Annotated in this window: 27 protein-coding genes; 7 read left to right on the top strand and 20 right to left on the bottom strand. The window is 66.3% G+C overall.

Going from position 1 to position 24,733, the window contains the following annotated elements; all coding sequences use genetic code 11:
• Window positions 1–37: 37 nt before the first annotated feature.
• From AC1RM6_RS17530 to tkt, 18 genes are all read right to left on the bottom strand, one after another.
• A complete protein-coding gene (locus tag AC1RM6_RS17530; RefSeq protein WP_493103474.1) occupies window positions 38–682 on the bottom strand; it encodes a hypothetical protein in 645 nt (214 codons plus the stop codon).
• Window positions 679–1,977 (bottom strand): NADH-quinone oxidoreductase subunit NuoF, encoded by a 1,299-nt coding sequence (gene nuoF, locus AC1RM6_RS17525; RefSeq protein WP_493103472.1) that lies wholly within the window; start codon window positions 1,975–1,977, stop codon window positions 679–681. The genes AC1RM6_RS17530 and nuoF overlap by 4 nt, the downstream gene beginning before the upstream one ends.
• A 63-nt stretch (window positions 1,978–2,040) precedes the next feature.
• Complete coding sequence (locus AC1RM6_RS17520) at window positions 2,041–2,187, bottom strand: hypothetical protein (RefSeq protein WP_493103470.1); 147 nt, start codon at window positions 2,185–2,187, stop codon at window positions 2,041–2,043.
• Window positions 2,184–2,861, bottom strand: a complete 678-nt coding sequence (locus AC1RM6_RS17515; protein WP_493103468.1) for a complex I 24 kDa subunit family protein — start codon at window positions 2,859–2,861, stop codon at window positions 2,184–2,186. Before AC1RM6_RS17515 ends, AC1RM6_RS17520 begins: the two co-directional genes overlap by 4 nt.
• The gene (locus AC1RM6_RS17510; RefSeq protein WP_493103466.1) at window positions 2,854–3,033 is read right to left on the bottom strand and encodes a hypothetical protein; all 180 of its coding nucleotides are present in this window, start codon (window positions 3,031–3,033) and stop codon (window positions 2,854–2,856) included. Before AC1RM6_RS17510 ends, AC1RM6_RS17515 begins: the two co-directional genes overlap by 8 nt.
• Window positions 3,033–4,256: an NADH-quinone oxidoreductase subunit D gene (locus AC1RM6_RS17505; RefSeq protein ID WP_493103464.1), complete on the bottom strand. Its 1,224-nt coding sequence runs from the start codon at window positions 4,254–4,256 to the stop codon at window positions 3,033–3,035. Before AC1RM6_RS17505 ends, AC1RM6_RS17510 begins: the two co-directional genes overlap by 1 nt.
• Window positions 4,256–5,032 carry an NADH-quinone oxidoreductase subunit C gene (locus tag AC1RM6_RS17500; RefSeq protein ID WP_493103575.1) on the bottom strand — a complete coding sequence of 259 codons (777 nt, stop codon included), beginning with the start codon at window positions 5,030–5,032 and terminating at the stop codon, window positions 4,256–4,258. Before AC1RM6_RS17500 ends, AC1RM6_RS17505 begins: the two co-directional genes overlap by 1 nt.
• Window positions 5,033–5,034: 2 nt before the next feature.
• Window positions 5,035–5,601 (bottom strand): NuoB/complex I 20 kDa subunit family protein, encoded by a 567-nt coding sequence (locus AC1RM6_RS17495; RefSeq protein ID WP_493103462.1) that lies wholly within the window; start codon window positions 5,599–5,601, stop codon window positions 5,035–5,037.
• Window positions 5,592–5,969: an NADH-quinone oxidoreductase subunit A gene (gene ndhC, locus AC1RM6_RS17490; RefSeq protein ID WP_493103460.1), complete on the bottom strand. Its 378-nt coding sequence runs from the start codon at window positions 5,967–5,969 to the stop codon at window positions 5,592–5,594. Before ndhC ends, AC1RM6_RS17495 begins: the two co-directional genes overlap by 10 nt.
• Before the next feature lie 151 nt (window positions 5,970–6,120).
• Window positions 6,121–6,942, bottom strand: coding sequence for an inositol monophosphatase family protein (locus tag AC1RM6_RS17485; protein WP_493103458.1), 822 nt, complete (start codon window positions 6,940–6,942; stop codon window positions 6,121–6,123).
• A 141-nt stretch (window positions 6,943–7,083) separates the two neighbouring features.
• A complete protein-coding gene (gene efp, locus AC1RM6_RS17480) occupies window positions 7,084–7,647 on the bottom strand; it encodes an elongation factor P (protein ID WP_493103456.1) in 564 nt (187 codons plus the stop codon).
• Window positions 7,648–7,727: 80 nt separating this feature from the next.
• The gene (locus AC1RM6_RS17475; RefSeq protein ID WP_493103454.1) at window positions 7,728–9,692 is read right to left on the bottom strand and encodes an OPT family oligopeptide transporter; all 1,965 of its coding nucleotides are present in this window, start codon (window positions 9,690–9,692) and stop codon (window positions 7,728–7,730) included.
• Window positions 9,693–9,792: 100 nt separating this feature from the next.
• Complete coding sequence (gene thiE, locus AC1RM6_RS17470) at window positions 9,793–10,500, bottom strand: thiamine phosphate synthase (RefSeq protein WP_493103452.1); 708 nt, start codon at window positions 10,498–10,500, stop codon at window positions 9,793–9,795.
• 25 nt (window positions 10,501–10,525) lie between these two features.
• Window positions 10,526–11,059: a hypothetical protein gene (locus AC1RM6_RS17465; protein ID WP_493103450.1), complete on the bottom strand. Its 534-nt coding sequence runs from the start codon at window positions 11,057–11,059 to the stop codon at window positions 10,526–10,528.
• Between the two features lie 82 nt (window positions 11,060–11,141).
• Window positions 11,142–12,056 carry a class I fructose-bisphosphate aldolase gene (locus AC1RM6_RS17460; RefSeq protein WP_493103448.1) on the bottom strand — a complete coding sequence of 305 codons (915 nt, stop codon included), beginning with the start codon at window positions 12,054–12,056 and terminating at the stop codon, window positions 11,142–11,144.
• A 65-nt stretch (window positions 12,057–12,121) separates the two neighbouring features.
• A complete protein-coding gene (locus AC1RM6_RS17455) occupies window positions 12,122–13,315 on the bottom strand; it encodes a phosphoglycerate kinase (RefSeq protein WP_493103446.1) in 1,194 nt (397 codons plus the stop codon).
• A 174-nt stretch (window positions 13,316–13,489) separates the two neighbouring features.
• Window positions 13,490–14,500, bottom strand: coding sequence for a type I glyceraldehyde-3-phosphate dehydrogenase (gene gap, locus AC1RM6_RS17450; protein WP_493103444.1), 1,011 nt, complete (start codon window positions 14,498–14,500; stop codon window positions 13,490–13,492).
• Window positions 14,501–14,512: 12 nt separating this feature from the next.
• The gene (tkt, locus tag AC1RM6_RS17445) at window positions 14,513–16,483 is read right to left on the bottom strand and encodes a transketolase (protein WP_493103442.1); all 1,971 of its coding nucleotides are present in this window, start codon (window positions 16,481–16,483) and stop codon (window positions 14,513–14,515) included.
• Between the two features lie 143 nt (window positions 16,484–16,626).
• On the opposite strand from tkt, the gene AC1RM6_RS17440 reads away from it, so the two are divergent.
• From AC1RM6_RS17440 to AC1RM6_RS17415, 6 genes are all read left to right on the top strand, one after another.
• A complete protein-coding gene (locus tag AC1RM6_RS17440) occupies window positions 16,627–16,866 on the top strand; it encodes a hypothetical protein (RefSeq protein ID WP_493103440.1) in 240 nt (79 codons plus the stop codon).
• The gene (locus tag AC1RM6_RS17435) at window positions 16,866–17,189 is read left to right on the top strand and encodes a cell division protein ZapA (protein WP_493103438.1); all 324 of its coding nucleotides are present in this window, start codon (window positions 16,866–16,868) and stop codon (window positions 17,187–17,189) included. Before AC1RM6_RS17440 ends, AC1RM6_RS17435 begins: the two co-directional genes overlap by 1 nt.
• A gap of 234 nt (window positions 17,190–17,423) precedes the next feature.
• A complete protein-coding gene (locus AC1RM6_RS17430) occupies window positions 17,424–18,017 on the top strand; it encodes a 5-formyltetrahydrofolate cyclo-ligase (protein ID WP_493103436.1) in 594 nt (197 codons plus the stop codon).
• Window positions 18,014–18,229, top strand: coding sequence for a DUF2842 domain-containing protein (locus AC1RM6_RS17425; protein WP_493103434.1), 216 nt, complete (start codon window positions 18,014–18,016; stop codon window positions 18,227–18,229). The genes AC1RM6_RS17430 and AC1RM6_RS17425 overlap by 4 nt, the downstream gene beginning before the upstream one ends.
• Before the next feature lie 79 nt (window positions 18,230–18,308).
• Window positions 18,309–19,346, top strand: a complete 1,038-nt coding sequence (locus AC1RM6_RS17420) for a GGDEF domain-containing protein (RefSeq protein ID WP_493103432.1) — start codon at window positions 18,309–18,311, stop codon at window positions 19,344–19,346.
• An 81-nt stretch (window positions 19,347–19,427) separates the two neighbouring features.
• The gene (locus AC1RM6_RS17415) at window positions 19,428–21,482 is read left to right on the top strand and encodes an NAD(+) synthase (protein WP_493103430.1); all 2,055 of its coding nucleotides are present in this window, start codon (window positions 19,428–19,430) and stop codon (window positions 21,480–21,482) included.
• A 61-nt stretch (window positions 21,483–21,543) separates the two neighbouring features.
• On the opposite strand, the gene AC1RM6_RS17410 is transcribed toward AC1RM6_RS17415, so the two are convergent.
• Window positions 21,544–21,915: a hypothetical protein gene (locus AC1RM6_RS17410; protein WP_493103428.1), complete on the bottom strand. Its 372-nt coding sequence runs from the start codon at window positions 21,913–21,915 to the stop codon at window positions 21,544–21,546.
• A gap of 238 nt (window positions 21,916–22,153) precedes the next feature.
• Between AC1RM6_RS17410 and AC1RM6_RS17405 the strand changes: the two genes are divergently transcribed.
• Window positions 22,154–23,050 (top strand): adenosine kinase, encoded by an 897-nt coding sequence (locus tag AC1RM6_RS17405; RefSeq protein WP_493103426.1) that lies wholly within the window; start codon window positions 22,154–22,156, stop codon window positions 23,048–23,050.
• 53 nt (window positions 23,051–23,103) lie between these two features.
• Here the strand turns inward: AC1RM6_RS17405 and AC1RM6_RS17400 are convergent, their stop codons facing one another.
• Window positions 23,104–24,615 (bottom strand): amino acid permease, encoded by a 1,512-nt coding sequence (locus AC1RM6_RS17400; protein WP_493103424.1) that lies wholly within the window; start codon window positions 24,613–24,615, stop codon window positions 23,104–23,106.
• Window positions 24,616–24,733 lie beyond the last annotated feature (118 nt).

Here is a 24,733-nt window from a genome sequence, read left to right as displayed (position 1 = left end):
GCCGATATCGCGGCGAGGACAAGGCGAGTTCCGCGCATCAGCTTCGGATCTCCCCTGCATTCCACGCCGCGAGTCGATATGCGCCGAGCGCGAGCAAGGCGCGAAGCCCGGCCCGGTTCAGGCGGAAGGACTGCCCCTGGGGGACGCAGTTGACGATTTCCTGGCCGATTGCCTGCATCGCCTTGTTCTCGTCGGGGCTTGCCGGAGTCGTCGCGAAGATCTTCGCGACATCGCCAGGCGCTGCGCGGACAACGCAGAAGGCGACCATTTCCGACGCGCTGCGCGCCGTGATCGGTCGCAACGAGGAATCCAGCTTCACATAACGCCCCAGATCGGGAAGCCGTTTGTCGCGCACGAGCAGGGCTTCGGCCATACCCGCCGCGAACAGCACCTGATTGGCCTTGATCCGGTTGCCCGGGGTGCAATAGCCGCTGCCCTTGCCGAGCCTGGTGATCTTCTCGCGATAGGGCGCGGTGCGGTAATCCATCGCCAGGATGGCGCGCGCCGACTTGGAGTTCTGATCGACGACGCATTTCCCGAAATTGTGCATCGCCTCGACCGCGAGCGCCTCCGAAGGGACGCCATAGACCGAGGACTCGTCCTGCTTCTCGTCCGCGGCACGGACGGGGCCACCGGCCAGCAAGGCCAGCGCGGCACAAGCAAGGGTGGCCGAACGGATCACTCGGCGGCTTCCATCACCGGCGCGCCGCCATTGCGGTCGCTGATGCGGCGCTCGATCTCAGGGCGGAAATGGCGGATCAGGCCCTGGATCGGCCAGGCCGCGGCATCGCCGAGCGCGCAGATCGTGTGACCCTCGACCTGCTTGGTGACGTCGTGGAGCATGTCGATCTCGGCCATCTCGGCTTCGCCCGTGCGCAGCCGTTCCATCACCCGCCACATCCAGCCGGTGCCTTCGCGGCACGGCGTGCACTGGCCGCAGCTCTCATGCTTGTAGAAATAGGACAAGCGGCTGATCGCGCGGACGATGTCGGTCGACTTGTCCATGACGATCACCGCGGCGGTACCGAGGCCGGAGCCGAGCGCGCGCAGACCGTCGAAGTCCATCGGCGCGTCCATGATCTCGGCGGCCGGCACCAGCGGCACCGACGATCCGCCAGGGATCACCGCGAGCAGATTGTCCCAGCCGCCGCGGATACCGCCGGCATGCTTGTCGATCAGCTCGCGGAACGAGACGCCCATCTCCTCCTCGACCACGCAAGGCTTGTTCACATGGCCGCTGATCTGGAACAGCTTGGTGCCCTTGTTGTTCTCGCGCCCGAAGGACGAGAACCAGGCCGCGCCACGCCGCAGGATCGTCGGGGCGACCGCGATGCTCTCGACATTGTTGACCGTGGTCGGGCAGCCCCACAGGCCCGCGCCCGCCGGAAACGGCGGCTTGAGCCGCGGCTGGCCCTTCTTGCCTTCGAGGCTCTCGATCTGCGCGGTTTCCTCGCCGCAGATATAGGCGCCGGCGCCGCGATGGACGAAGACGTCGAAATCATAGCCCGAGCCGGCGGCGTTCTTGCCCAGCAGGCCGGCGGCATAAGCCTCCTCGACCGCGGCGAACAGCACCTTGGCTTCGTAGATGAATTCGCCGCGGATATAGATGTAGGCGGCACGCGCACGCATCGCGAAACCGGCGATCAGCGCGCCTTCGATCAGCTTGTGCGGATCGTGGCGGATGATCTCGCGGTCCTTGCACGAACCGGGTTCGGATTCGTCGGCGTTGATCAGCAGGAACTGCGGTTTGCCCGGCTTGGGCTCCTTGGGCATGAAGCTCCATTTGAGCCCCGTCGCGAAGCCCGCGCCGCCGCGGCCGCGCAGCCCCGACGCCTTGATCTCGTCGATGATCGCGTCCTGGCCGCGCGCCATCAGCGCCTTGGTGTCATCCCAGTCGCCGCGCTTGCGCGCCGCGTCGAGATTCCACGGCTGGAAGCCATAGACGTTGGTGAAGATGCGATCCTTGTCGTCAAGCATGACGATCCCCAAAAAAACTATGGGCCCCAAAAAAGTTATGGGCCCCAAAAATGTTACGGGCCATCACCGGCTCCCCACCAATTTCTCGGCGATGAAATAAACCGCCACGCCCAGCGCGATCGCGATCGCGATGCCGAGCAGCTTGAAGGTCAGCTTGATCAGCACGATCGCCACGACGATCGCAACGATGATGCCGATCAGACCGCTCATGCCGGCGCATTCCACCGACCCCGATAATCGTGATTTTCGCCGACCATTTCCGCGAGCGAGGTCGGGCCGCCCTCGGGGCAGCTCGTCTGGCGGTCGATCTGCGGGCCGATCTTCGGCTGCTCGCCCTTCGCCAGCGCCTCGAGGATCGCGGTCGTCGTCTCGAAGGTCAGATCTTCGTAATTGTCGTCGTTGATCTGGACCATCGGCGCATTGGCGCACGCGCCCAGGCATTCGACCTCGGTCAGGGTGAAGAGGCCGTCGGCGGTGGTCGCCCCCTTCTTCATGCCCTTCTTGTAGCAGGCGTCGAGCACATCGTCCGATCCGCGCAGCATGCACGGCGTCGTGCCGCACACCTGGACATGATAGCGGCCGACCGGCGCCAGATTGTACATCGTGTAGAAGGACGCGACCTCGTACACGCGGATATAGGCCATACCGAGCTGGTTGCCGATATACTCCATCACCGGAACCGGCAGCCAGCCCTGGGTCTGGGTGTCGACACCGACCTGGCGCTGGGCGAGGTCGAGCAGCGGCATCACCGCCGACTGCTGACGGCCCGGCGGGTAGCGGCCGATGATCGTCTTGACCTTCTCGGCATTTTCCGCGGTCCAGGCGAAATCGCCCCAGCGCGCGCGGGTTTCGGCCTCGTCGGGAATCTGCGGTGCGTCAGACATTCTTCTTCTGCCAGTTGCGCTGACGGGTCGCGACGAAGGCGACCCAGAGCGTCGAAGCGAGGGCGACAAAGGGCACGCCCATCCCGGGCGCGAACTGAGCGATACCGAAGGCGGTGCCCGCGATCAGCAGCGCGACCAGGGCGAACAGCCAGAATGGATAAGCCGCGCGCATCAGCGATCGACCTCCCCGAACACGATGTCGATCGCCGAGAGGATCGCGGTGGTGTCGGCGAGCATATGGCCCTTCATCATGAAGTCCATCGCCTGGAGATGCGAGAAACCGGTCGGCCGGATCTTGCAGCGATACGGCTTGTTCGATCCGTCGGAGACCAGATAGACGCCGAATTCGCCCTTCGGGCTCTCCGTCGCGACATAGACGTCGCCGGCGGGAACGTGGAAGCCCTCGGTGTAGAGCTTGAAGTGGTGGATCAGCGCCTCCATCGAGCGCTTCATCTCGCCGCGCTTGGGTGGCACCACCTTGCGGTCGAGGCTGGCGATCGGCCCGTCGGGCATCTCGTTCAGGCACTGCTTCATGATCCGCGCCGACTGCCGGACCTCCTCGATCCGGACCATCACACGGTCGTAGCAATCGCCCTTGGTGCCGACCGGGATTTCGAAATCCATCTTGGCGTAGGCGTCATAGGGCTGCGACTTGCGGATGTCCCAGGGGATGCCCGCACCGCGGATCATCGGCCCGGAGAAGCCCCAGGCGATCGCGTCTTCCTTGCTGACCACGCCGATATCGACGTTGCGCTGCTTGAAGATGCGGTTGTCAGCGAACAGCGACACCGCGTCGTCGAACAGCCGCGGCAGCCGGGTATCGAGCCAGTCGCCGATATCGGTCAGCAGCTTGAGCGGCACGTCCTGGTGCACGCCGCCCGGCCGGAAATAGGCCGAGTGCATGCGCGCGCCCGACGCGCGTTCGAAGAAGTTGAGGCAATCCTCGCGAATCTCGAACAGCCACAGGTTCGGCGTCATCGCACCGACGTCCATGACGTGGCTGCCGATGTTGAGCATGTGATTGCAGATGCGGGTCAGCTCGGCGAAGAACACCCGCAGATATTGCGCTCGGATCGGCACTTCGAGCTGGAGCAGCTTCTCGACCGCCAGCACATAGCTGTGCTCCATGCCGAGCGGCGAACAATAATCGAGCCGGTCGAAATAGGGCAGCGCCTGGAGATAGGTCTTATACTCGATCAGCTTCTCGGTGCCGCGGTGGAGCAGCCCGACATGCGGATCGACCCGCTCGACGATTTCGCCGTCGAGCTCCATCACCATGCGCAGCACGCCATGCGCCGCCGGATGCTGCGGGCCGAAATTGATCGTGTAGTTGGCGATCTCGGTGTCGCCGGTCTTCTGCGCCTCGGGGGTCAGCGTGTCATAGGTGCTGGCCATCACTTCTTCTCCCCGTCAGCGGCAGGGCCGGCATCGGGACCGGGCTTGCCGGCGCCGGTCTGCGCGGTGCTGTCGGTGGTCTTGGGCGTCGCTGGCGGCGCCTCGGCCTTCACCGGCTCGGGCGCCTTCTGCGCAGGCGCAGGCGTCGGCGCGCCGGGCTGGGTCGCCGAGACCTTCTCGTCGCCCGGCAGGATATAATCGGCGCCTTCCCACGGCGACATGAAGTCGAAACTGCGGAAATCCTGGGCGAGGCGGACCGGTTCGTAAACCACCCGCTTCTCGCGCTCCGAATAACGCAGCTCGACATAGCCGGTCAGCGGGAAGTCCTTGCGCTGCGGATGCCCCTTGAATCCATAATCGGTCAGGATGCGGCGCAGGTCGGGATTGCCGGCGAACAGCACCCCGTACATGTCGAACACCTCGCGCTCGAGCCAGCCGGCGACCGGCCAGATCCCGGTCACCGACGGCACCGGCGCGACCTCGTCGGTCGCGACATGGACGCGGATGCGGTGATTCTTCGTCAGGCTGAGCAGGCAGTAGACGACCTCGAACCGCTCGGGGCGATCGGGATAATCTACTCCGGCGATCTCCATCAGCTGCTGATAGGCGAGCTCGTCGCGCAGGATCGTCAGCGCTTCGACGATCGCGTCGCGGCGGACATGGAGCGCGATCTCGCCGACATGCTCATGGGCATGAAGCAGGCGATCGCCGAGCGCCGCGGTCGCGGCGTCGATCACGCCGTCGTTCGACGCGAATCTGGGGAAGGTCAGCGACACGCTCAACGCTCGAAGCTCCCGATCCGCCGGATCTTACGCTGCAACTGCATGATCCCGTAGAGCAGGGCTTCCGCGGTCGGCGGGCAGCCCGGGACATAGATGTCGACCGGCACGATCCGGTCGCAGCCGCGCACGACGCTGTAGCTATAATGATAATAGCCGCCGCCATTGGCGCAGGATCCCATCGAGATCACATATTTCGGCTCGGACATCTGGTCGTAGACCCGGCGCAGGGCCGGGGCCATCTTGTTGCACAGCGTGCCCGCGACGATCATCACGTCCGACTGGCGCGGCGACGCGCGCGGCGCGGCGCCGAATCGCTCCATGTCGTAGCGCGGCATGTTGACGTGGATCATCTCGACCGCGCAGCAGGCGAGCCCGAAGGTCATCCACCACAGCGAGCCGGTGCGCGCCCAGGTGAACAGGTCCTCGGCCGAGGTGACCAGGAAACCCTTGTCGTTCACTTCGGCCTGGAGCGCATTGAAATAGTCGGCGTCGGGCGCCACGTTGCCGGCCGCCAGCGCGCCGGGGATCGCAGCATTCTGGGCCGGGTCGAGAATCACTCCCATTCCAGCGCTCCCTTCTTCCACGCATAGACATAGCCGATGGTGAGCTCGGCAAGGAAAAGCATCATCGACAGCCAGCCGGCGAACCCGATCCCGCCGAGCGACACCGCCCAGGGGTAAAGGAAGGCGGCTTCGAGATCGAAGATGATGAACAGGATCGCGATCAGATAGAAGCGAACGTCGAATTGAGCCCGGCTGTCCTCGAACGCGGGGAAACCGCATTCATATTCGGTCAGCTTGGCCGGCGACGGCTGATGGGTGCCGGTCAGGCGCCCCACTGCCATCGGCAGGAAGACGAACGCGCTGGAGAGAGCGAGTGCGACCCCCAGAAACAGAAGGATCGGCAGATATCCAGCGGCGACTGACGCCATGCGATTGCTCCGACAAGGACGGCCGTAAACCGGCCATTGCGGCGGTGTTTAGGCCCGCTGCACCTGCGAAGCAAGCGGTCGGACCAGTGAGAATGAATCGCAATAAAACAGGCGGTTCAGACCACCGTTTTGCTGAGATTTCCGCGGAAAATCAGAGGCCCTTGACGCCCTGCGCGATCAGCTTGTGCAGCTTGGTGTGAAGGCCGTCGTTCGACGCGAGATACTCGTTGCGTTCGATCGGCTTGTCGCCGCCGCGGAAGTCGCTGACATAGCCGCCGGCTTCGCGCACCAGCAGCATGCCGGCGGCGACGTCCCAAGGCTTCAGGTCCGATTCCCAGAAGGCGTCGAAGCGGCCCGCCGCGACCCAGGCGAGATCGAGCGCGGCCGCGCCGAAGCGGCGGATACCGGCGACTTCGGGCGCGACCTGTTCGAAGATCGCGGTCCACTGCTTGAAATTGCCATGGCCGAGGAAAGGGATGCCGGTGGCGATCAGCGCCTCGGACAGGTCGCGGCGCGCCGAGACGCGCAGCCGGCGATCCTGCTGCCAGGCGCCACGGCCCTTTTCGGCCCAGAAGCTCTCGTCGGTCAGCGGCTGATAGACCAGCCCCTGGGTGATCTCGCCACGCCCGCCGCCGGCGCGCGGCTCCTCGACCGCGATCGAGATCGCGAAATGGGGGATGCCGTGAAGGAAGTTGCTGGTGCCGTCGAGCGGATCGACCACCCAGCGCGGCTTCGACGGATCGCCCTCGACCTCGCCGCGCTCCTCCATCAGGAAGCCCCAGTCGGGCCGCGCCTTGCGCAGTTCCTCGAACAGGGTCTGTTCGGCGCGCTGGTCGGCCATCGACACGAAGTCGGCCGGACCCTTGCGACTCACCTGGAGCTGCTGAACCTCGTTGAAGTCGCGGCGCAACCGCGGCGCGGCCTTGCGCGCGGCGCGGTCCATGACGGTGATGAGGCCTGAATGGGCAACCATAAAACAAACTCCAAAACCCTCTCCCTTAGGGGAGAGGGAGGGGCCCACGCGCTTTAGCGCGTGGGAGGGTGAGGGCACGCAACGCCGAAGCCAGGGCTCGCCACCCACCCCCTCCCTTGCAGGGAGGGGCTAAGTCAGGTTCTACTCCGCGCGGCGGACATATTCCTGGGTGTAGACGTCGACGACGATCTTGGTGCCCGACGAGATGAACGGCGGCACCATCACGCGCACGCCATTGTCGAGGATCGCCGGCTTGTAGCTCGACGAGGCGGTCTGCCCCTTCACCACGGCATCGGCTTCGACGATCACCGCCTCGACCGTGTCGGGCAACTGCACCGAGATCGGGCGCTCGTCGTAAAGCTCCATCACCACGTCCATGCCGTCCTGCAGGAAGGCGGCGGCGTCGCCGAGCAGGTCGCGCGGCAGCGTGATCTGGTCGTAGGTCGCCTTGTCCATGAAGGTCAGATCCTCACCCTCGGCGAACAGGAACTGGAAGTCGGTCGTGTCCAGGCGAACCTTCTCGACCGTCTCGGCCGAACGGAAGCGGACATTGTTCTTGCGGCCGTCGATGAGGTTCTTCATCTCGACCTGCATATAGGCGCCACCCTTGCCCGGCTGGGTGTGCTGGATCTTGACGGCGCGCCAGATGCCGCCTTCATATTCGATGATATTGCCGGGACGAATGTCCACGCCGCTGATCTTCATGGGTTCACCTGGAAGTGTGAGGATTTGAAAGAGCCGGCGCGCGCCATAGCCGCAGACGGCCCAAAGAACAAGTTCCGGCCCTAAAGGCGCTGCGCGGTCTTCGCCGTCCAGCGATAGAGCCCGAACAGCAGCGCAACCACCAGCAGGGTCCCTGCCGCCATCGCCAGGCCTTCATGGCCTTCGCCGATCAGCGCGAACGGCGCACCATTGGCGGTCGCGACGATCACGCCGGCGAGCAACACCCCGAACAGGCTTTCGCCGACGATGAAGCCCGATGCCAGCAGCACGCCCATGCGCTGCGCGGCGGGATCGCGATGCTTGCGGTCATAATACCAGCCGATCAGCGCGCCGATCACCACCGGCAGCGTGGCGCTCATCGGCAGATAGATGCCGATGCCGACCGCAAGCGGCGACAGGCGGAGCCAGCCCTTGCGCCCCATCAGCGCGTCGAGCGCGACCAGCACGAGCCCGACGACGGCACCGATGCCGATCATCTTCCAGTCGAGCCCTTCGCCGAGCACGCCGCGCGCCAGCGTCGCGATCAGCGTCGCCTGTGGCGCCGGCAGCGGTGCAGCGGGGGTCGGCAGGTTGACCCCCGGCAGCGGCGTGAAGCCATATGCGGCGTTGAGCAGGTCGAGAATCGGCGGGATCACCGCCGAGCCGGCAAGCACGCCGACGATCAAGGCGACCTGCTGCTTCCAGGGTGTCGCACCGACGAGTTGGCCGGTCTTGAGATCCTGGAGATTGTCGTTGGCGATCACCGCGCAGGCGAGGACGAGGCCGGTCACGAACAATGCGAAGGCCACGAGCTGCGGAGTCGCTTCGCCGCCCAGCAGCGGCTGCACGCCGATCGCGAGCAGCAGCGACGAACCGAGCACCGCGAGGATCGCCAGGCCCGAGACCGGGCTGTTCGACGAACCGATCAGCCCCGCCATATAGCCGCACACCGCCGCGACGAACGCGCCGGCAACCATCACATAGATGTAGAAGCTGAAGGCGAGCGGGATCGCGAAGCCTGCCAGCGGGCCGACCGCGGCGAAGTGCCACAACAGCCCGAGGATCGGCAGCGCGGCGATCGCACTCAATATCCCCATCCAGCCGACCGGCAGATCCTGTTCCTCGATCGGTAGTGCTTCCGACGAGATCTTGCGCGCCTTCGACGCCGCGAAGGCGCTGGCGAGGCCCTTCCAGATCGGCGCCGCGAGACCGCCGAGCGTCCAGATCGCCGCCGCCCCGATCACCCCGGCGCCGAGGAAGCGTACTTGCCCACTCCACACCCCGAGTGCGGCGTCGGCGGCCGAACCCGGTTCGTTGGCCATGTAGCTGAGGATCGGGGTCGCGACCCAGAAGCCGATCAACTGACCGAGCAGCATCGCCATGCCGACCGATAGGCCGACGAGATGGCCGGCGCCGAGCAGTGCGAAGGACAGCGATCCCCAGATGCCGGTCGCCGCCGGGGTGGTGCCGAGTCGGAACCAGGTCGAAGCTTCCGATGCCACCAGCCGGGTCGCGGCGAGCAGCGCGAAACCCATCGAGGCGATGCTGCCGACGATGATGATGCGCAGGCCCGCTTGGCTTTCGGCAGCGCCCTCGACCGTCTGGGTGCCGACCTTGAGCACCTCGGCCGCGGCCACGCCCTCGGGATAAGGCAGGTCCGATCCGGTGACGAGCGCGCGGCGCAGCGGCACCGACAGCACGACCCCCATCAATCCGCCCGACGCGCACAGCAGGAAGGTCTGCCAGAAGGGGAAACCCTGCCACCAGCCGATCATGATCAGCCCGGGCAGCACGAAGATGATCGAGGCGATGCAGCCCGCCGCCGACGCGACGGTCTGAACGATGTTGTTCTCCAGGATGTTCGAATTGCTGACCAGCCGCAGCACCGCCATCGAGATCACCGCCGCGGGGATCGATGTCGCGAAGGTCAGCCCGACCTTGAGGCCAAGATAGACATTGGCCGCGGTGAACAGCGTGGTGATCGCTATGCCGAGCAGCAGCCCCCGCAGAGTGAGTTCGCGAAGGGGCGTCGGGGCTGCGGTGGCCATGGGGTACGGATTCTCCGGAAAAGTCGAACCGGCAGCATGGCGGGGGAATGGCGGAAAGCCAAGCTGTCCGACGCAACTCGCTGCGCCGAGATGACCGATGCTATCGCGCCGCGATCACCGCCGCGAACTTCTTCACCGCCGCCGCCGGACCGTCGGGGTCATTCCACACCGCACCCGACACCGCGAGGAAATCGGCACCGGCCTCGACCAGCGGGCGGGCATTGTCGGGGGTGATGCCGCCGATCGCGACGCAGGGGATTTCGAACACGGTCGACCACCAGCCTAGGATTGCGGGATCGGCGCGATGCTCGGTGTCCTTGGTCGTCGTCGGATAGAAGGCGCCGAAGGCGACATAGTCGGCGCCCGCCTCGCCCGCTTCCATCGCGAGATGGCGGCTGTCGTGGCAGGTGACGCCGATCTGGGCATCGGCGCCCAACGCATCGCGCGCATCGCGCGGGTCGCCATCGTCCTGACCGAGATGGACGCCATCGGCGCCGAGCCGCTTGGCGAGGCCGATGCTGTCGTTGACGATGAACGCGACCTCATGATCGGCGCAGATCTTCTGCAGCGGCGGCGCGAGTTCGGCGACCGCATGATCGTCGATGCCCTTCAGCCGGAGCTGAAACGCCGCCACCGGGCCGGCCTCGAGCGCGGCGGCCAGCGTCGCGGCGAATCCAGCGTCGATCGCCGGGGGCGAGATCAGGTAGAGCTGGCAGGGCGGACGCTTGGGGTCGCGTTCGAACCGGTCGGCAAAGCCGGGATCGAGCGCCAGGTCGTCATCGTCGAAATCGAGATCGGGATCGTTCATACCGCCTCCCTAGCCGTGTCGGCATTCAGGCGAAAGCCGCCTCTTGCGCGCGAGCCCGCAGGATCGTCGCGAGCGTAGCGGCAAAGGCCTGCGGATCGTCGAGCCGGTGCGCGACCGCAGCGACCGGCCGCGACAACGGGCCGCCCGTCATCACCGGCTCGCGCAGATCGATCACGATATTGGGATAGGCGACCAGCGCGAGGTTGAGCACCGATCGGTTCTTGATGGCGGCGCCGTCCCAGCTTTCGCGGAGTCCGGCCACGACGCCGATCGGAACCTCGATCCGCTTGATCCGGCCGACCCGCAGCGTCAGCCGGTCGGTCGACACGAGGACGGGCATCGTCTTGAACGACCATATCGCCCACACCAGCCAGACGATGCCGGACAGGCTCAGCAGCGACAGGATGACGGCCGCCCGGTGGCTCCAGATCGCGACCAGTACATGCGCGACCAGCAATTCGCAGCCGGCCAGGGCGACCAGTACCCAGAGCATCGGCGCAACCGCGCGATGATAGGCGAAGGCCAGCGGGTTGGCCGGGAGAACAGGCTGCCCCGTCACGGCACGAGGCCGCACGCGGCAGAAAGCGACGCGGGAGCGAAACAGGCGTTCGACCGCCCGCCCCGCCCCCGCGCCACCGGACTTATTCCTCGCCCTTGTAGATCGAAACGATCTTGTCGAGCATCGCCAGCGCTTCGTCGCGCGGGCGCTGGAAGGTGTTGCGGCCGATGATCGAGCCGTTGCCGCCGCCGTCGCGAATGTCGCGCGCGTCCTGATAGACCGCGTCGGCGCCCTTGGCCGCACCGCCCGAGAAGACGACGATGCGACGGCCGGCGAAGCAGCTCTGCACGACGTGCGCGACGCGCTTCGCCTGGGTCGACGAATCGAAGCCCTCATAGGCCTTCTTGGCGTCGGCCTGCTCGATATGGTCACTCGGCAGCTTGACCTTGATGATGTGCGCGCCGAGCAGCGCCGCCATGTGCGCGGCATAGGCGCCGACGTCGAGCCCGAGCTCGCCCGCCTTCGAGATGTCGCCGCCGCGCGGATAGGACCAGATCACGGTCGCGATGCCGACCGCCTTGGCCTGCGCCGACAGCTCGCGAATCTCTTCCATCTGTTCGAGGACATGATCCGAACCCGGATAGATGGTGAAGCCGATCGCCGAGCAGCCGAGACGCAGCGCGTCGTCGACGGTGCCGGTCACCGCCTGATCGATCGAGGTCGCCCAGCTGTTCGAGCTGTTGACCTTGAGGATCGTCGGGATCTGGCCGGCGAAGGTGTCGGCCCCCGCCTCGAGCATGCCGAGCGGCGCGGCATAGGCGCTGAGCCCCGCGTCGATCGCGAGCTGATAATGGTAATGCGGGTCATAGGCCGGCGGGTTGATCGCAAAGCTGCGGGCCGGACCATGTTCGAACCCCTGATCGACCGGCAGGATGACGAGCTTGCCGGTGCCGCCCAGGCGGCCCTGGTTCAGGATGCGGGCGAGATTCGCCTTCACCCCGGGATTGTCGCTTTCATAACCCGAAAGGATCTTCTTGACGATCGGCGTGATGCTCATCGGATACTCCACAGTTTATATTGCCCCATACAGCCGTTGACGCACCCCAGCGCAACGGCCCGAAATCAGTCTTCGAGCGCCTTGACGCCCGGCAGTTCGCGACCTTCCATCCATTCGAGGAAAGCGCCGCCCGCGGTCGAGACGAAGGTGAAATCCTTCGCGACGCCGGCATGGTTGAGCGCCGCGACGGTGTCGCCGCCGCCCGCGACCGACACCAGCGAACCGCTCTTGGTCAGCGCCGCCGCGGTCTTGGCGAGCGCGACGGTCGCGGTGTCGAACGGCGCGATCTCGAACGCGCCCATCGGCCCATTCCACACCAGCGTGCGGCAATTCTTGAGCGCATCGCCCAGCGCCTCGACCGCCGACGGGCCGACGTCGAGGATCATCTCGTCGGCGGCGACTTCGTGGACGTTGACGGTGCGGACCGGCGGGTTGGCGCGGAATTCCTTCGCCACCACCACGTCATACGGCAGATGGACGGTGCAATCGGCCTTGTCGGCGGCTTCGAGGATCTCGAGCACGGTATCCTTCAGGTCGTGCTCGCACAGCGACTTGCCGACATCGACCCCGCGCGCGGCGAGGAAGGTGTTGGCCATGCCGCCGCCGATGATCAGATGGTCGACCCGGGCGACCAGATGCTTGAGCACATCGAGCTTGGTCGACACCTTGGCGCCGCCGACGACCGCGGCGACCGGATGTTCGGGCTTGCCGAGCGCCTTTTCGAGCGCCTCGAGTTCGGCCTGCATCGACCGGCCGGCGAAGGCCGGCAGCAGATGGGCGAGACCTTCGGTCGAGACATGCGCGCGGTGCGCCGCCGAAAAGGCGTCGTTGACATAGAGATCGCCGAGCTTCGCCATCGCCCTGGCGAGTTCGGGATCGTTCTTTTCCTCGCCCTTGTGGAAGCGGGTATTTTCGAGGATCGCGATCGTGCCCGGCTCCAGCGTGGCGACCGCGGCCTCGGCCTGTTCGCCGGCGCAGTCGCCGATGAAGCGGACCTCGCGGCCCAGCACCGATTCGAGCGGCTTGGTGACCATCGCCAGGCTCATCTCGGGGTTACGCTCGCCCTTGGGGCGGCCGAAATGGGCGAGGATCAGCACGATCGCGCCCTTGTCCGCCAGCTCGGCGATCGTCGGGGCCGCCGCGCGCAGGCGGGTATCGTCGGTAACCTGGCCCCCATCCATCGGCACGTTGAGATCCTCGCGGACCAGCACGCGCTTGCCCTTCACATCACCAATATCGTCGAGGCTCTTGAAGCTCATCCTGTTTCCCCAGTCTGTTCAGGCTGAATGTCGATGATCGGGTGCGCCATGATCGGCACATGCAAGAACGGCCGCCCGATCGCTCGGGCGGCCGCGCCTTGTCCGCTCCGCGCCACGCATGCCGGCCCGGCGAACGCCGGAACAGCGATGGTAGCGGCGGGCGCGGTCATTCGATCAGAGGAACTTGGCGATCGCGCTGGCAGTGTCGACCATGCGGTTCGAGAAGCCCCATTCATTGTCGTACCAGCTCATCACCCGGACCAGCTTGCCCTCGAGCACCGCGGTCTCGAGGCTGTCGACGGTCGACGAATGCGCATCATGGTTGAAGTCGATCGAGACCAGCGGCTCGTCGGTATAGCCGAGGATGCCCTTGAGCGGGCCGCTCTCCGACGCCGCCTTGAGCAACGCGTTGACCTCTTCCTTGGTGGTGTCGCGCTTCGGGGTGAAGGTCAGGTCGATCAGCGAGACGTTCGGGGTCGGAACCCGGATCGCCGAACCGTCGAGCTTGCCCTTGAGCTCAGGCAGCACTTCGCCGACCGCACGGGCGGCGCCGGTGGTGGTCGGGATCATCGACATCGCGGCGGCGCGCGCGCGGCGCATGTCGCTGTGGATCTGGTCGAGGATCTTCTGGTCGTTGGTGTAGCTGTGGATCGTGGTCATCAGGCCGCGTTCGATGCCGATCGCGTCGTTGAGGACCTTGGCGACCGGCGCCAGGCAGTTGGTGGTGCACGACGCGTTCGACACGATGACATGCTCGCCGGTCAGCTTGTCGTTGTTGACGCCGAACACGACGGTCAGGTCGACGCCCTTGGCCGGGGCCGAGATCAGCACGCGCTTGGCGCCCGCATCGAGATGCTTCTGCGCCGATTCGCGATCGGTGAAGAAGCCGGTGCATTCGAGCGCGATGTCGACGCCGTTGGCGGCGTGCGGCAGGTTCGCCGGATCGCGCTCGGCCGAAACCTTGATGCGCTTGCCGTCGATGATCAGGTCGTTGCCGTCGACTTCGACGGTGCCCGGATAGGGGCCATGGACCGAATCGCGCTTGAACAGCAGCGCGTTGGACTTGGCATCGGCGAGGTCATTGATTGCGACCAGTTCGAGTCCGCTGCCGGGATTCGCCAGGACCGCACGCGCCACCAGGCGACCGATGCGCCCGAAACCGTTGATCGCAACCTTAACTGCCATGCCCAATACTCCTCAGTTGTTCGTGAGTGCCCCGATGACCCGCGGGGCGATCTTGTCGGCCGTCAGGCCGAAATGGTCGTACAATGCCTTGACCGGTGCCGAGGCGCCGAAGCTGTCGATGCCGAAGCGCAGTCCCTTGCGGCCGACATAGCGCTCCCAGCCGATCGTCGTGCCGGCCTCGATCGAGACGAGCAGCGCGTCGGACGGCAGGATATCGTCGCGATAGGCCTCGTCCTGCGCGTCGAACCGTTCCCAGCTCGGCATCGAGACGACGTCGGCGCCGATTCCGGCCTCCTCGAGCTTCGCGGCGGTCGCGACCGCGATCTCGACCTCCGAACCGCTCGCGATCAGCACCGCCTTGCGCGGCGCCGACGCCGCCTTGAGGCGGTAGGCGCCGAGCGCCGAGAAATTGCGGCTGATATCGGTGCGCAGCTGCGGCAGGCCTTCGCGCGACAGCGCCAGCAGCGACGGGCCGGTCGCCTTTTCGAGCGAGAGCTGCCAGCATTCGGCGGTCTCGATCACGTCGCACGGACGATAGACGTCGAGGTTCGGCATCACCCGCAGGCTCATCAGATGCTCGATCGGCTGGTGGGTCGGACCATCCTCGCCCAGGCCGATTGAATCATGGGTCATCACGAAGATCGACCGGATCTGCTGTAGCGCGGCGAGGCGGATCGCACCGCGCGCATAATCGGAGAAGACCAGGAAGGTGCCGCCATAGGGGATCACCCCGCCGTGGAGCGCCAGGCCGTTCATCGCGCAGGCCATGCCGAATTCGCGGATGCCGTAATAGATATAGCGGCCGGCATAATCGTCGGCGGTGAACGGCGCCTGGCCCTTGGTCTTGGTGTTGTTCGATCCGGTCAGATCGGCCGAACCGCCGATCGTCTCGGGGATCTGCACGTTGATCGTGCCCAGCACCATCTCCGACGCCTTGCGGGTCGCGACCTTCTGCGGGTTGGCGATCAGATCCTGGAGATAGGCGTCGAGCGAGAAACCGGCGGGCAGGATGCCGGCCATGCGCCGTTCGAACTCGGCGCGATCGGCGCTGGCGACGAGGCGCGCTTCCCAGGCCGAGCGGACCGGGGTGCCGCGCTGGCCGGCTGCGGCCCAGGCCGCCTTGATGTCGTCGGGGATGACGAACGGCGCCGACGGCCAGTCGAGCGCGACGCGGGCGGCCGCGACCTCGTCGTTGCCGAGCGCGGCGCCATGGGTCGCCGAGGTGCCCTGCTTGTTGGGGGCGCCATAGCCGATGATCGTCGTGCAGTCGACGATCGACGGCCGCGGATCGGCCTTGGCGGCCTCGATCGCGGCATTGATGCTCACGGGATCATGCCCGTCGCACTTCACCGTATGCCAGCCGGTCGCGGCGTAGCGGGCGAGAACGTCCTCGGATGACGACAGCGATACCGCGCCGTCGATGGTAATGCGGTTGTCGTCCCACAGCACGATCATCTTGCCGAGCTTGAGATGCCCGGCCAGACCGATCGCCTCATGGTTGATGCCTTCCATCAGGCAGCCGTCGCCGGCGATCACCCAGGTGCGGTGATCGACCAGATCGTCGCCATAGACCGCGTTCAGATGGCGTTCGGCGATCGCCATGCCGACCGCGGTCGCGAGCCCCGATCCGAGCGGGCCGGTGGTGGCCTCGATCCCGGCGAGCTCGAAATTCTCGGGATGCCCGGCGCACGGGCTGTGGAGCTGGCGGAAATTGGCGATGTCCTCGATCGTCGGGCGGGCATAGCCGGTCAGATGGAGCAGCGAATAGATCAGCATCGATCCGTGGCCCGCCGACAGCACGAAGCGGTCGCGATCGGCCCATTTGGGCTGCGCGGGATCATATTTGAGGTGGCCGGTGAACAACTCCGTGGCGACGTCGGCCATGCCCATCGGCATGCCGGGATGGCCCGAATTGGCGGCCTGGACCGCATCCATCGATAGCGCGCGAATGGCGTTTGCGAGCTGCTTCGATGTAATCGTCATTAAGGCGCCTTCTGTCGTCAAAGAACCGGAGGTGCAGGGCAAGGTTGATTCCGAGCCCCCGCGCGGACCCTTTGTCGCCTGTAGCCCGCAAGGTCAACCGCGCTGGACCCTGCCGGGCCGCGCCACGACGATGTTTCTGCCGCTTGCGGGCATCGCGCAGCCTGCTATTCCTGCCGATGATGACCGATCAAAGGCTGATCCTTGCACTGGGCAGACTGGAGCGCGCGCTCGCTCGGGTCGAAGCCGGGGTCGACGCCAGCCCGCCGCCCTTGTCGCACGACGAAAGCGAGGCGCTGTTCCGACTGGCCGAGCGCCATCGCACCCTGCGCGAGAGCACCGAATCGGCGATCGAGCGGCTCGACCGCCTGCTGGGCGATCATTGATGGCGGAGGTCGAAGTCTCGGTCGCGGGCCGCCGCTACAAGCTCACCTGCCGCGACGGCGAGGAGGATCAGCTACGCGCCCTCGCGCGGATGGTCGATATGAAGGCGGGCGACATCACCAGCGCGATCGGCGAGATGACCGAGGCCCGCACGCTGCTGCTGTCGGCGCTGCTGATCGCCGACGAACTCAACGATATGCGCGGCGCCGCCGCGGTCGCCCGCAAGGAAGAAGCGGCCGAGGCCGACCCCGCGATCGCGGTCGCCATCGAACGGATGGCGGAACGGGTCGAGCGGCTGGCGGCGCGGCTGGAGGGGCCCGCGTAGCGCCCCCCTTGAGAGTCGGCCGCATCGCGATTACATATCGATGCGGCGGGTACTGCCCGGCACGAACTGCAGCGAACATCCCTGAGGCGATTCATCTTCCATGGGGGCTGTCCCTGTTCAGATCCTGGTCTGATGCATATGGTCCCCACCTGACGTACTTGGCGTCAGAGGATATTCCAGAAACGACCATGGCGGTCCCGCCACCCGCCTTTTCCCGGGGGAATATCATTTCCCATGGCTGAACCGAACACCAAGGCCGCCTTGCGTGCGCAGCTCCGCGCAGCGCGCGACGGGTGCGTCCTGACGATGGGCGACGATGCGCGCCGCGCCTGTGAGGCGAAGGCTGCCGGCCATCTCGCCCCGTTCCTCGAAGGCCGGTTCTGCGTCGCCGGCTATTGGTCGCTGGGGGCCGAGATGTCCGCAACGCCGATGCTCGAAGCCGCCGCCGCGCACGGCCTTGTCACCGCCCTTCCCCATGTCGTCGACCGCGCGGGCGAGATGCGCTTCCTGCGCTGGGCGCCGGGCGACCCGGTCGAATCGGGTTGGGCGGGGCTGATCCAGCCACGTGCTTATGCCGACGAGGTGCGCCCCGACCTGATCCTCGCGCCGCTGCTCGGCTTCGATGCCCGGCTGGGGCGGATTGGCCAGGGCGCCGGCCATTATGACCGGGCCTTTGCCGCCAACCGCCAGGCAATGCGTATCGGAATCGGCTGGTCCGTGCAGCAGGTCGGCTCTATTCCCCGCGATCCATGGGATGTGCCGCTCGACGCGGTCTGCACCGAGAAGGGCATGATGATGGCCGATGCGCAAACAGGCGTGACCGAATGAGCGAACCAAGCTGGCGCAAGCCGGCCGGCGTCCTGCTGATGCTGACGATCATCATGGTCTGGGCGCTGATCGTGCTGTTCGCATCACCTTTGATCGAACGGCTCCCCGCGCTGGCGCAGGCAGTGGTCTATCTGATCGCGGGCATCGTCTGGATCCTGCCGCTGAAGCCGCTGCTGTCGTGGATGGAAACCGGGCAATGGCGCAGATTCTGATCGTTGCGCGCCCGTCGCGTTAACCGGATGTAATCAAAGCAGGGGGTAGCAAAAGCCGGTCAAAGACGGGGTAGGTCGGTTGCGCGAAGAACGGATCATTGAAGCGTCCGCACAACGAGACGAATGGCGGCGGCTGTACGACAAGATCGGCCAGCTGCTGTTCGACAACGCCTTGCAGCCGTCGCCAGAGAATTTCGATATCTGCCACCGCTATCTGATCGGTGCCGACCGCGAGCTGATCGGACTGGTCGACAAGGCGATTCGCCGCGAAGGTCGCCTGACCCAGGGTGCGATATCGGCGATCACCGCGCAGTGCGGCGGCCTGTCGGGCGAGGATCTGAACCGGATGGCCGGCGATGCACGCGGGCTGGTCGAACAGGTGACCGCGATCGTCGCCAAGTCGGGGGACGATGCCCGCGATTATGGCGCGGCGCTGCAGAGCACCGATCTCGCCGTCGCCGGGCCGACCAAGGCAATGGAGACGCTGGTCGAACTCACCCGCACGATGATCGACAAGGCACAGGCCGCCGAGGACGAGCTTCGCCGAACCGAAACCCATATCAAGTCGCTCCACGACGACCTCGCGACCGCGCACCGCACCGCGAACAGCGATCCGCTGACCGGCCTGCCGAATCGCCGCGCGCTCGACCATCACCTTCGCCAGGCGGTCGAGAATGCGAAGCGTTCGGCCACGCCGGTTTCGATCGCGATCTGCGACATCGACCATTTCAAGCTGTTCAACGACACCCATGGCCACCAGATCGGCGACGAGGTGATCAAGTTCGTCGGCGCGTCGCTGGCGCGCGCGGGCACCGAGAATTTCGTCGCCCGCTATGGCGGCGAGGAATTCGTCGTCATCTTCGAACGCTGCAGCCCGCAGGACGCCAGCCTCGTGCTCGATCGCGTTCGCGCCGCGATCGCGTCGCGCGAACTCAAGGTCACCAACACCGGCCAGTCGCTCGGCAAGCTCAGCTTCTCGGGTGGCATCGCCGCGCTCGAAGCCCAGGATTCGCCGGTCTCTATCCTGCGTCGCGCCGATGCGGCGCTCTACCGTGCCAAGGAAGCGGGGCGGAACCGGGTGCTGATCGCCGAACCGGGCGACCGCCCGGCGGTGTGAGGGTGTTCGCTCATTCGCTGGGCGCGGCGTCTACCCGCTAACGATTTGGCATCGCCCTGCCCCGTCCTGTAAGGCGGGCGCATGACCGCATCCGCCCCCTTCTCGTCGATCCATCGCCATGGTTTCATCCGCGTCGCCGCCGGCACCCCGGTCGCCAGCGTCGGCGATGTCGCCGCCAACGCCGCCGCGATCCTCGATCTGGCACGGCAGGCCGATGCCGAAGGCGCCGACCTGCTGGTGCTGCCCGAACTGGCGCTGTCCTCCTACGCGATCGACGATCTCCACCTTCAGGACGCGATGCTCGCGCGGGTCGAGGCCGAACTCGGCCGGCTCGTCGCGGCGACCGCCGACCTGAAGACGGTGCTGCTGGTCGGCGCGCCGATCCGGCGCAGCGGGCGGCTCTATAATACGGCGGTGGTGATCGCCCGCGGGCGCATCCTCGGCGTCGTCCCCAAAAGCTTCCTGCCCAATTATCGCGAATATTATGAGAAGCGCTGGTTCGCGCTCGGCCATGGCCTGAGCGGCATCGAGATGGCGCTATGCGGCCAGACCGTGCCGTTCGGCCCCGACCTGATCTTCGCCGCCGACGATCTCCCGGACTTCGTCTTCCATGTCGAGATCTGCGAGGATTATTGGGCGCCGCTGCCGCCGTCGACGATGGGGGCGATGGCCGGGGCGCTGATCCTGTGCAACCTGTCGGCGTCGAACATCATCATCGGCAAGGCGCGCGAGCGCGCGCTGCTCGCCGAATCGCAGTCGGTGCGGGCCTGCGCGGCCTATGTCTATTCGGCGAGCGGCCCCGGCGAGAGCACCACCGACCTCGCCTGGGACGGCCAGGCGATGATCCACGAACTCGGCGAGATGCTCGCCGAATCGAGCCGGTTCGGCGACGCCGCCGAGCTGATCGGCGCCGATGTCGACGTCGCCCGGCTGCGGCTCGAGCGGATGCGGATGGGGACATTCAACGACTGCGCCGCAGCCCATGGCCATCCCGAAACCCGCTTCCGCCGGATCGGCTTCGCGCATGCGCCCGATTTCGCCGATATCGGCCTGCGGCGTCCGATCGCGCGTTTCCCGTTTGTGCCCGCCGATCCCGGGAAGCTCGATCTCGACTGCTACGAGGCGTTCAACATCCAGGTCGCCGGCCTCGCCAAGCGCTTCGCCTCGACGAAGAGCGAAACGATGGTGATCGGGGTGTCGGGCGGACTCGATTCGACCCATGCGCTGATCGTCGCCGCCAAGGTCTGCGACCGGCTCGGTATCCCGCGCACCCGCATCCTCGGCTACACCATGCCGGGTTTCGCGACCGGCGAGGACACCAAGGCCAATGCCTGGGCGCTGATGCGCGCACTCGGGATCAGCGCCGAGGAGATCGATATCCGCCCGGCGGCGCGGCAGATGCTCGCCGACATGCATCACCCCTTCGCCGACGGCGAGGCACTCTATGACGTGACCTTCGAAAATGTGCAGGCGGGCTTGCGCACCGATTATCTGTTCCGCCTCGCCAATCACCACAAGGGCTTCGTGATCGGCACCGGCGACCTGTCCGAACTCGCGCTCGGCTGGTGCACCTACGGCGTCGGCGACCAGATGAGCCATTATGCGGTCAATGGCGGCGTGCCCAAGACGCTGATCCAGTTCCTGATCCGCTGGTGCGTGCGCACCGGCCAGTTCGATCCCGAAACCGACCACATCCTGACCGCGATCCTCGGCACCGAAATCTCGCCCGAGCTGGTTCCGGCCGATGCCAGCGGCGCGATCCAGAGCACCCAATCGAAGATCGGGCCGTACGAGCTGCACGATTTCTTCCTGCACCATGTCGCTCGGCTCGGATTGCCGCCGTCGAAGATCGCCTTCCTCGCCTGGCATGCCTGGCACGATGCCGACCAAGGGCTGTGGCCGATCGAGTTTCCCGCCGACGCGCGCAATGCCTATGACATGGCGACGATCCGCAAATGGCTCGAAAGCTTCCTGTTCCGCTTCTTCGAGATCAGCCAGTTCAAGCGCTCGGCGATCCCCAACGGCCCGAAGGTCTCGGGCGCGGCGGCGCTGTCGCCCCGTGGCGACTGGCGCGCGCCGTCGGACGGGACGGCGAAGGTCTGGCTCGACGAACTGGCGGCGGCGCTCGACGCTTAGAGCATTCTCTAGTCAGGTGGAATCACCTGACGACTCGGAGAATGCGGAAAACAAAGGAAATCTAGCGCGCTTCCTTGCGGCGGCTGAGCGCGGCGATGCACGACGCGCGGTCGACATCCTCGCCGGTCGGCAGACGGGTGTCGATATGGGTCACGACCGGCTCGCGGCCCGGCGCCTTGGGGTAGAGATAGGCGTCGAGCACGCAGACATTGCTGGCATATTGGAGCTTGCGCGCCGGATCCTCGCGCACATCCTGATTGGGGGTGCCGAACAGGATCACCAGCGCGCGCGCATCCTGGCCGATCACCCGATCGAGCCCGGCCTCGACCCGCACCGGCGGCGGGGCCGCGGACACGGTGACGGGCGCGGTGGTCGGGCCGCAGGCCGACAGCAGCAGGCTCGCGGACAACAGGAACGGGGCAAGGATCTTCATGGCCGCCGGCACAGCATCTTCATACCACACTTGCAAGCGCCACGTGACGAAGCGCCGCTTGGCTAGGACGGTGGAAATCGGCTAGTCCGCGACCATATCCCCCGCACAACCGCGTTTTCGGAGACCGTCCCTGTCCGAGCCTCGTTTCGATATCGTCGCCATCGGCAATGCGCTGGTCGACGTGCTCTGCCACCAGGAAGACGAATTCGTCGTCGCGCGCGGTCTCCAGAAAGGGCTGATGAGCCCGATCGCGCCGCATCATGCGGTCGTCCTCCACAAGGAAATGGGGGTGTGCGAGGAGGTCAGCGGCGGTTCGGCCGCGAACACGCTCGCGGCACTCGCCGCGACCGGCGCGCGCTGCGCCTTTGTCGGCCAGGTCGGCGACGACCGGCTCGGCACCCTGTTCGCCGACGACATGGCGCGCGAGCATATCGCCTTTCCGGTGAAGCCGCTCGCCGACGGCACCCCGACCGGGCGCTGCCTGATCATCGTCCATCCCGACGGCCACCGGACGATGAACACCGCGATCGGCGCGTCGGAATATCTGCCCGAGGGCTCGCTCGACATGGCGCTGATCGCCGACAGCGCGATCCTCTATGTCGAGGGCTATATGTGGCGCACCGACCAGCCGCGCGCACGCGCCGCCGAGGCGATCGCCGCGGCAAGGGCCGCCGGCCGCAAGATCGCCTTCACCCTGTCGTCCGAATTCTGCATCGAGCAGCATGGCGACGATTTCCGCGCGCTGATCGCCGACGGCAAGATCGACATCCTCTTCGCCAATGACGGCGAGTTGAAAGCGCTGACCGGCATCGCCGATTTCGATGCGGCGCTGGTCGCGATCGGCGCGCAGGTGCCGCTGGCGATCGTCACCTGCGGTCCCGATGGCGCGGTCGCGGTCGAGGCCGGCGTACGGCACGATACCCCCGCCGAACCGGCCGGGGCTATCGTCGACACCACCGGCGCCGGCGACGTGTTCGCGGCCGGCGTGTTCGCGGGGCTGCTCGGCGGCCACGACATCGCCCGCACGCTACGGATGGCGTCGGTCGCGGCGGGCGAGATCATCACCCGCATCGGCCCGCGTTTCCGCGCGCAGGAAGACGTCGCGGCATTAATCGAGCGGCGACTACAAAATTAGGGGCCGCCGGTCCGGAGACGGGCGACCCCATGATTTCCAATAGCTAGTGGCGATTACAAAACCGGCGGCGACGGCACGTCTGGATCGGTCTCGTGCACCTCGTCGAGGCCGAGGCCGACATGGCTCCGGCGATAGCCATAGAGGAAATAGACCACCAGGCCGATCGCCGCCCAGCTGAAGAACAGCGTGATCGTGTAAGCCGACAGGCTGAAGAACAGATAGACGCAACCCACCGCCGACAGCGGCGCGACGACCGCGATCGCCGGGGTCCGGAACGGACGGCGACGATCCGGATCGGTCTTGCGCAGCACCAGCACCGCGATCGACACCATCAGGAAGGCGAACAGCGTTCCCGAGTTGGAGATGTCGGCAAGCGCTCCCACCGGGAACAGCGCCGCGAACAGGGCGACGAACACGCCGGTGATCATCGTGATGACGTGCGGAGTCTTGTAGCGCGGATGGACCTTCGACAGCACCACCGGCAGCAGGCCGTCGCGGCTCATCACGAAGAAGATGCGGGTCTGGCCGAACATCATCATCAGGATGACCGAGGGCAGCGCGAGACCGGCGGCGAGGCCGAGCAGGTTGCCGATCTGCGGCCAGCCGATCTGGCGCAGCGTCCAGGCCAGCGCCTCCTTCGAGCAGACCACGGCGTTGTCGCCGATCGCCGAGCAGGCCTGCGACAGCTGCGCCGAACCGGTCGGAAGCGCCACGCCATTGCTCATCATCGGCTGTGCGCCGACCGTGCCGATCACGCCGGCGGCGACGAGCATGTAGAAGATCGTGCAGATGCCGAGCGACCCGATCAGGCCGATCGGCATGTTGCGTTGCGGGTTCTTGGTTTCCTCGGCCGCGGTCGAGACCGCGTCGAAGCCGACATAGGCGAAGAAGATCGAGGCCGCAGCGGCCGAGATGCCGCCGAAACCGGTCGGTGCGAACGGCTCGAAATGCTCGAGATGGATCACCGGCAGCGCGAGGATGACGAACAGCGCCAGCGCCGCGATCTTGATGCCGACGAGGACAGCGTTGATCGTCGCGCTTTCCTTGGTGCCGAGCACCAGCAGCCAGGTCACGAGCAGCGCGATGATCGCGGCGGGGATGTTGACGATGCCGCCGTCGATCGGCCCGAGCACCAGGTCCCTGGGCACATGGATGCCGGTCAGCGCCTGGAACAGGCCGACCACATAGCCCGACCAGCCGACCGACACCGCACCAGCGGCGACCGCATATTCGAGGACGAGCGCCCAGCCGACCATCCAGGCGACCAGTTCGCCCATCACCGCATAGCTATAGGTGTAGGCCGACCCCGAAACCGGGACCATCGCCGCCATTTCGGCGTAGCAGAGGGCTGCGACCGCGCAGACGAAACCGGCGATGATGAAGGCCAGGATCATGCCCGGACCGGCCTTCTGCGCCGCTTCTGCGGTCAGAACGAAGATGCCGGTTCCGATGATGCCGCCGATACCGAGCATGGTCAGCTGGAAGGCACCGAGCGAACGGTGGAGAGATTTCTTGGCGGCTGTCGCCAAAATGGCGTCGAGAGACTTTACGCGCCCAAATATCATGCGGGGTTCCCTTTACGCCGGTGTCCCTAAGCACCGGCGGTCATGGGAAGGGGAGCCTAACCGTTCCTGCGCGCGGCGCAAGCACCCTTGCGGTTCGGCAAAGCCGAACGGTGCGGAA

This window comes from Rhizorhabdus sp. GW822-FHT03C02 (assembly GCF_058801765.1).
Note: the sequence above shows the minus strand (reverse complement) of the source record. Positions and strands in the feature narration are given on the sequence as shown.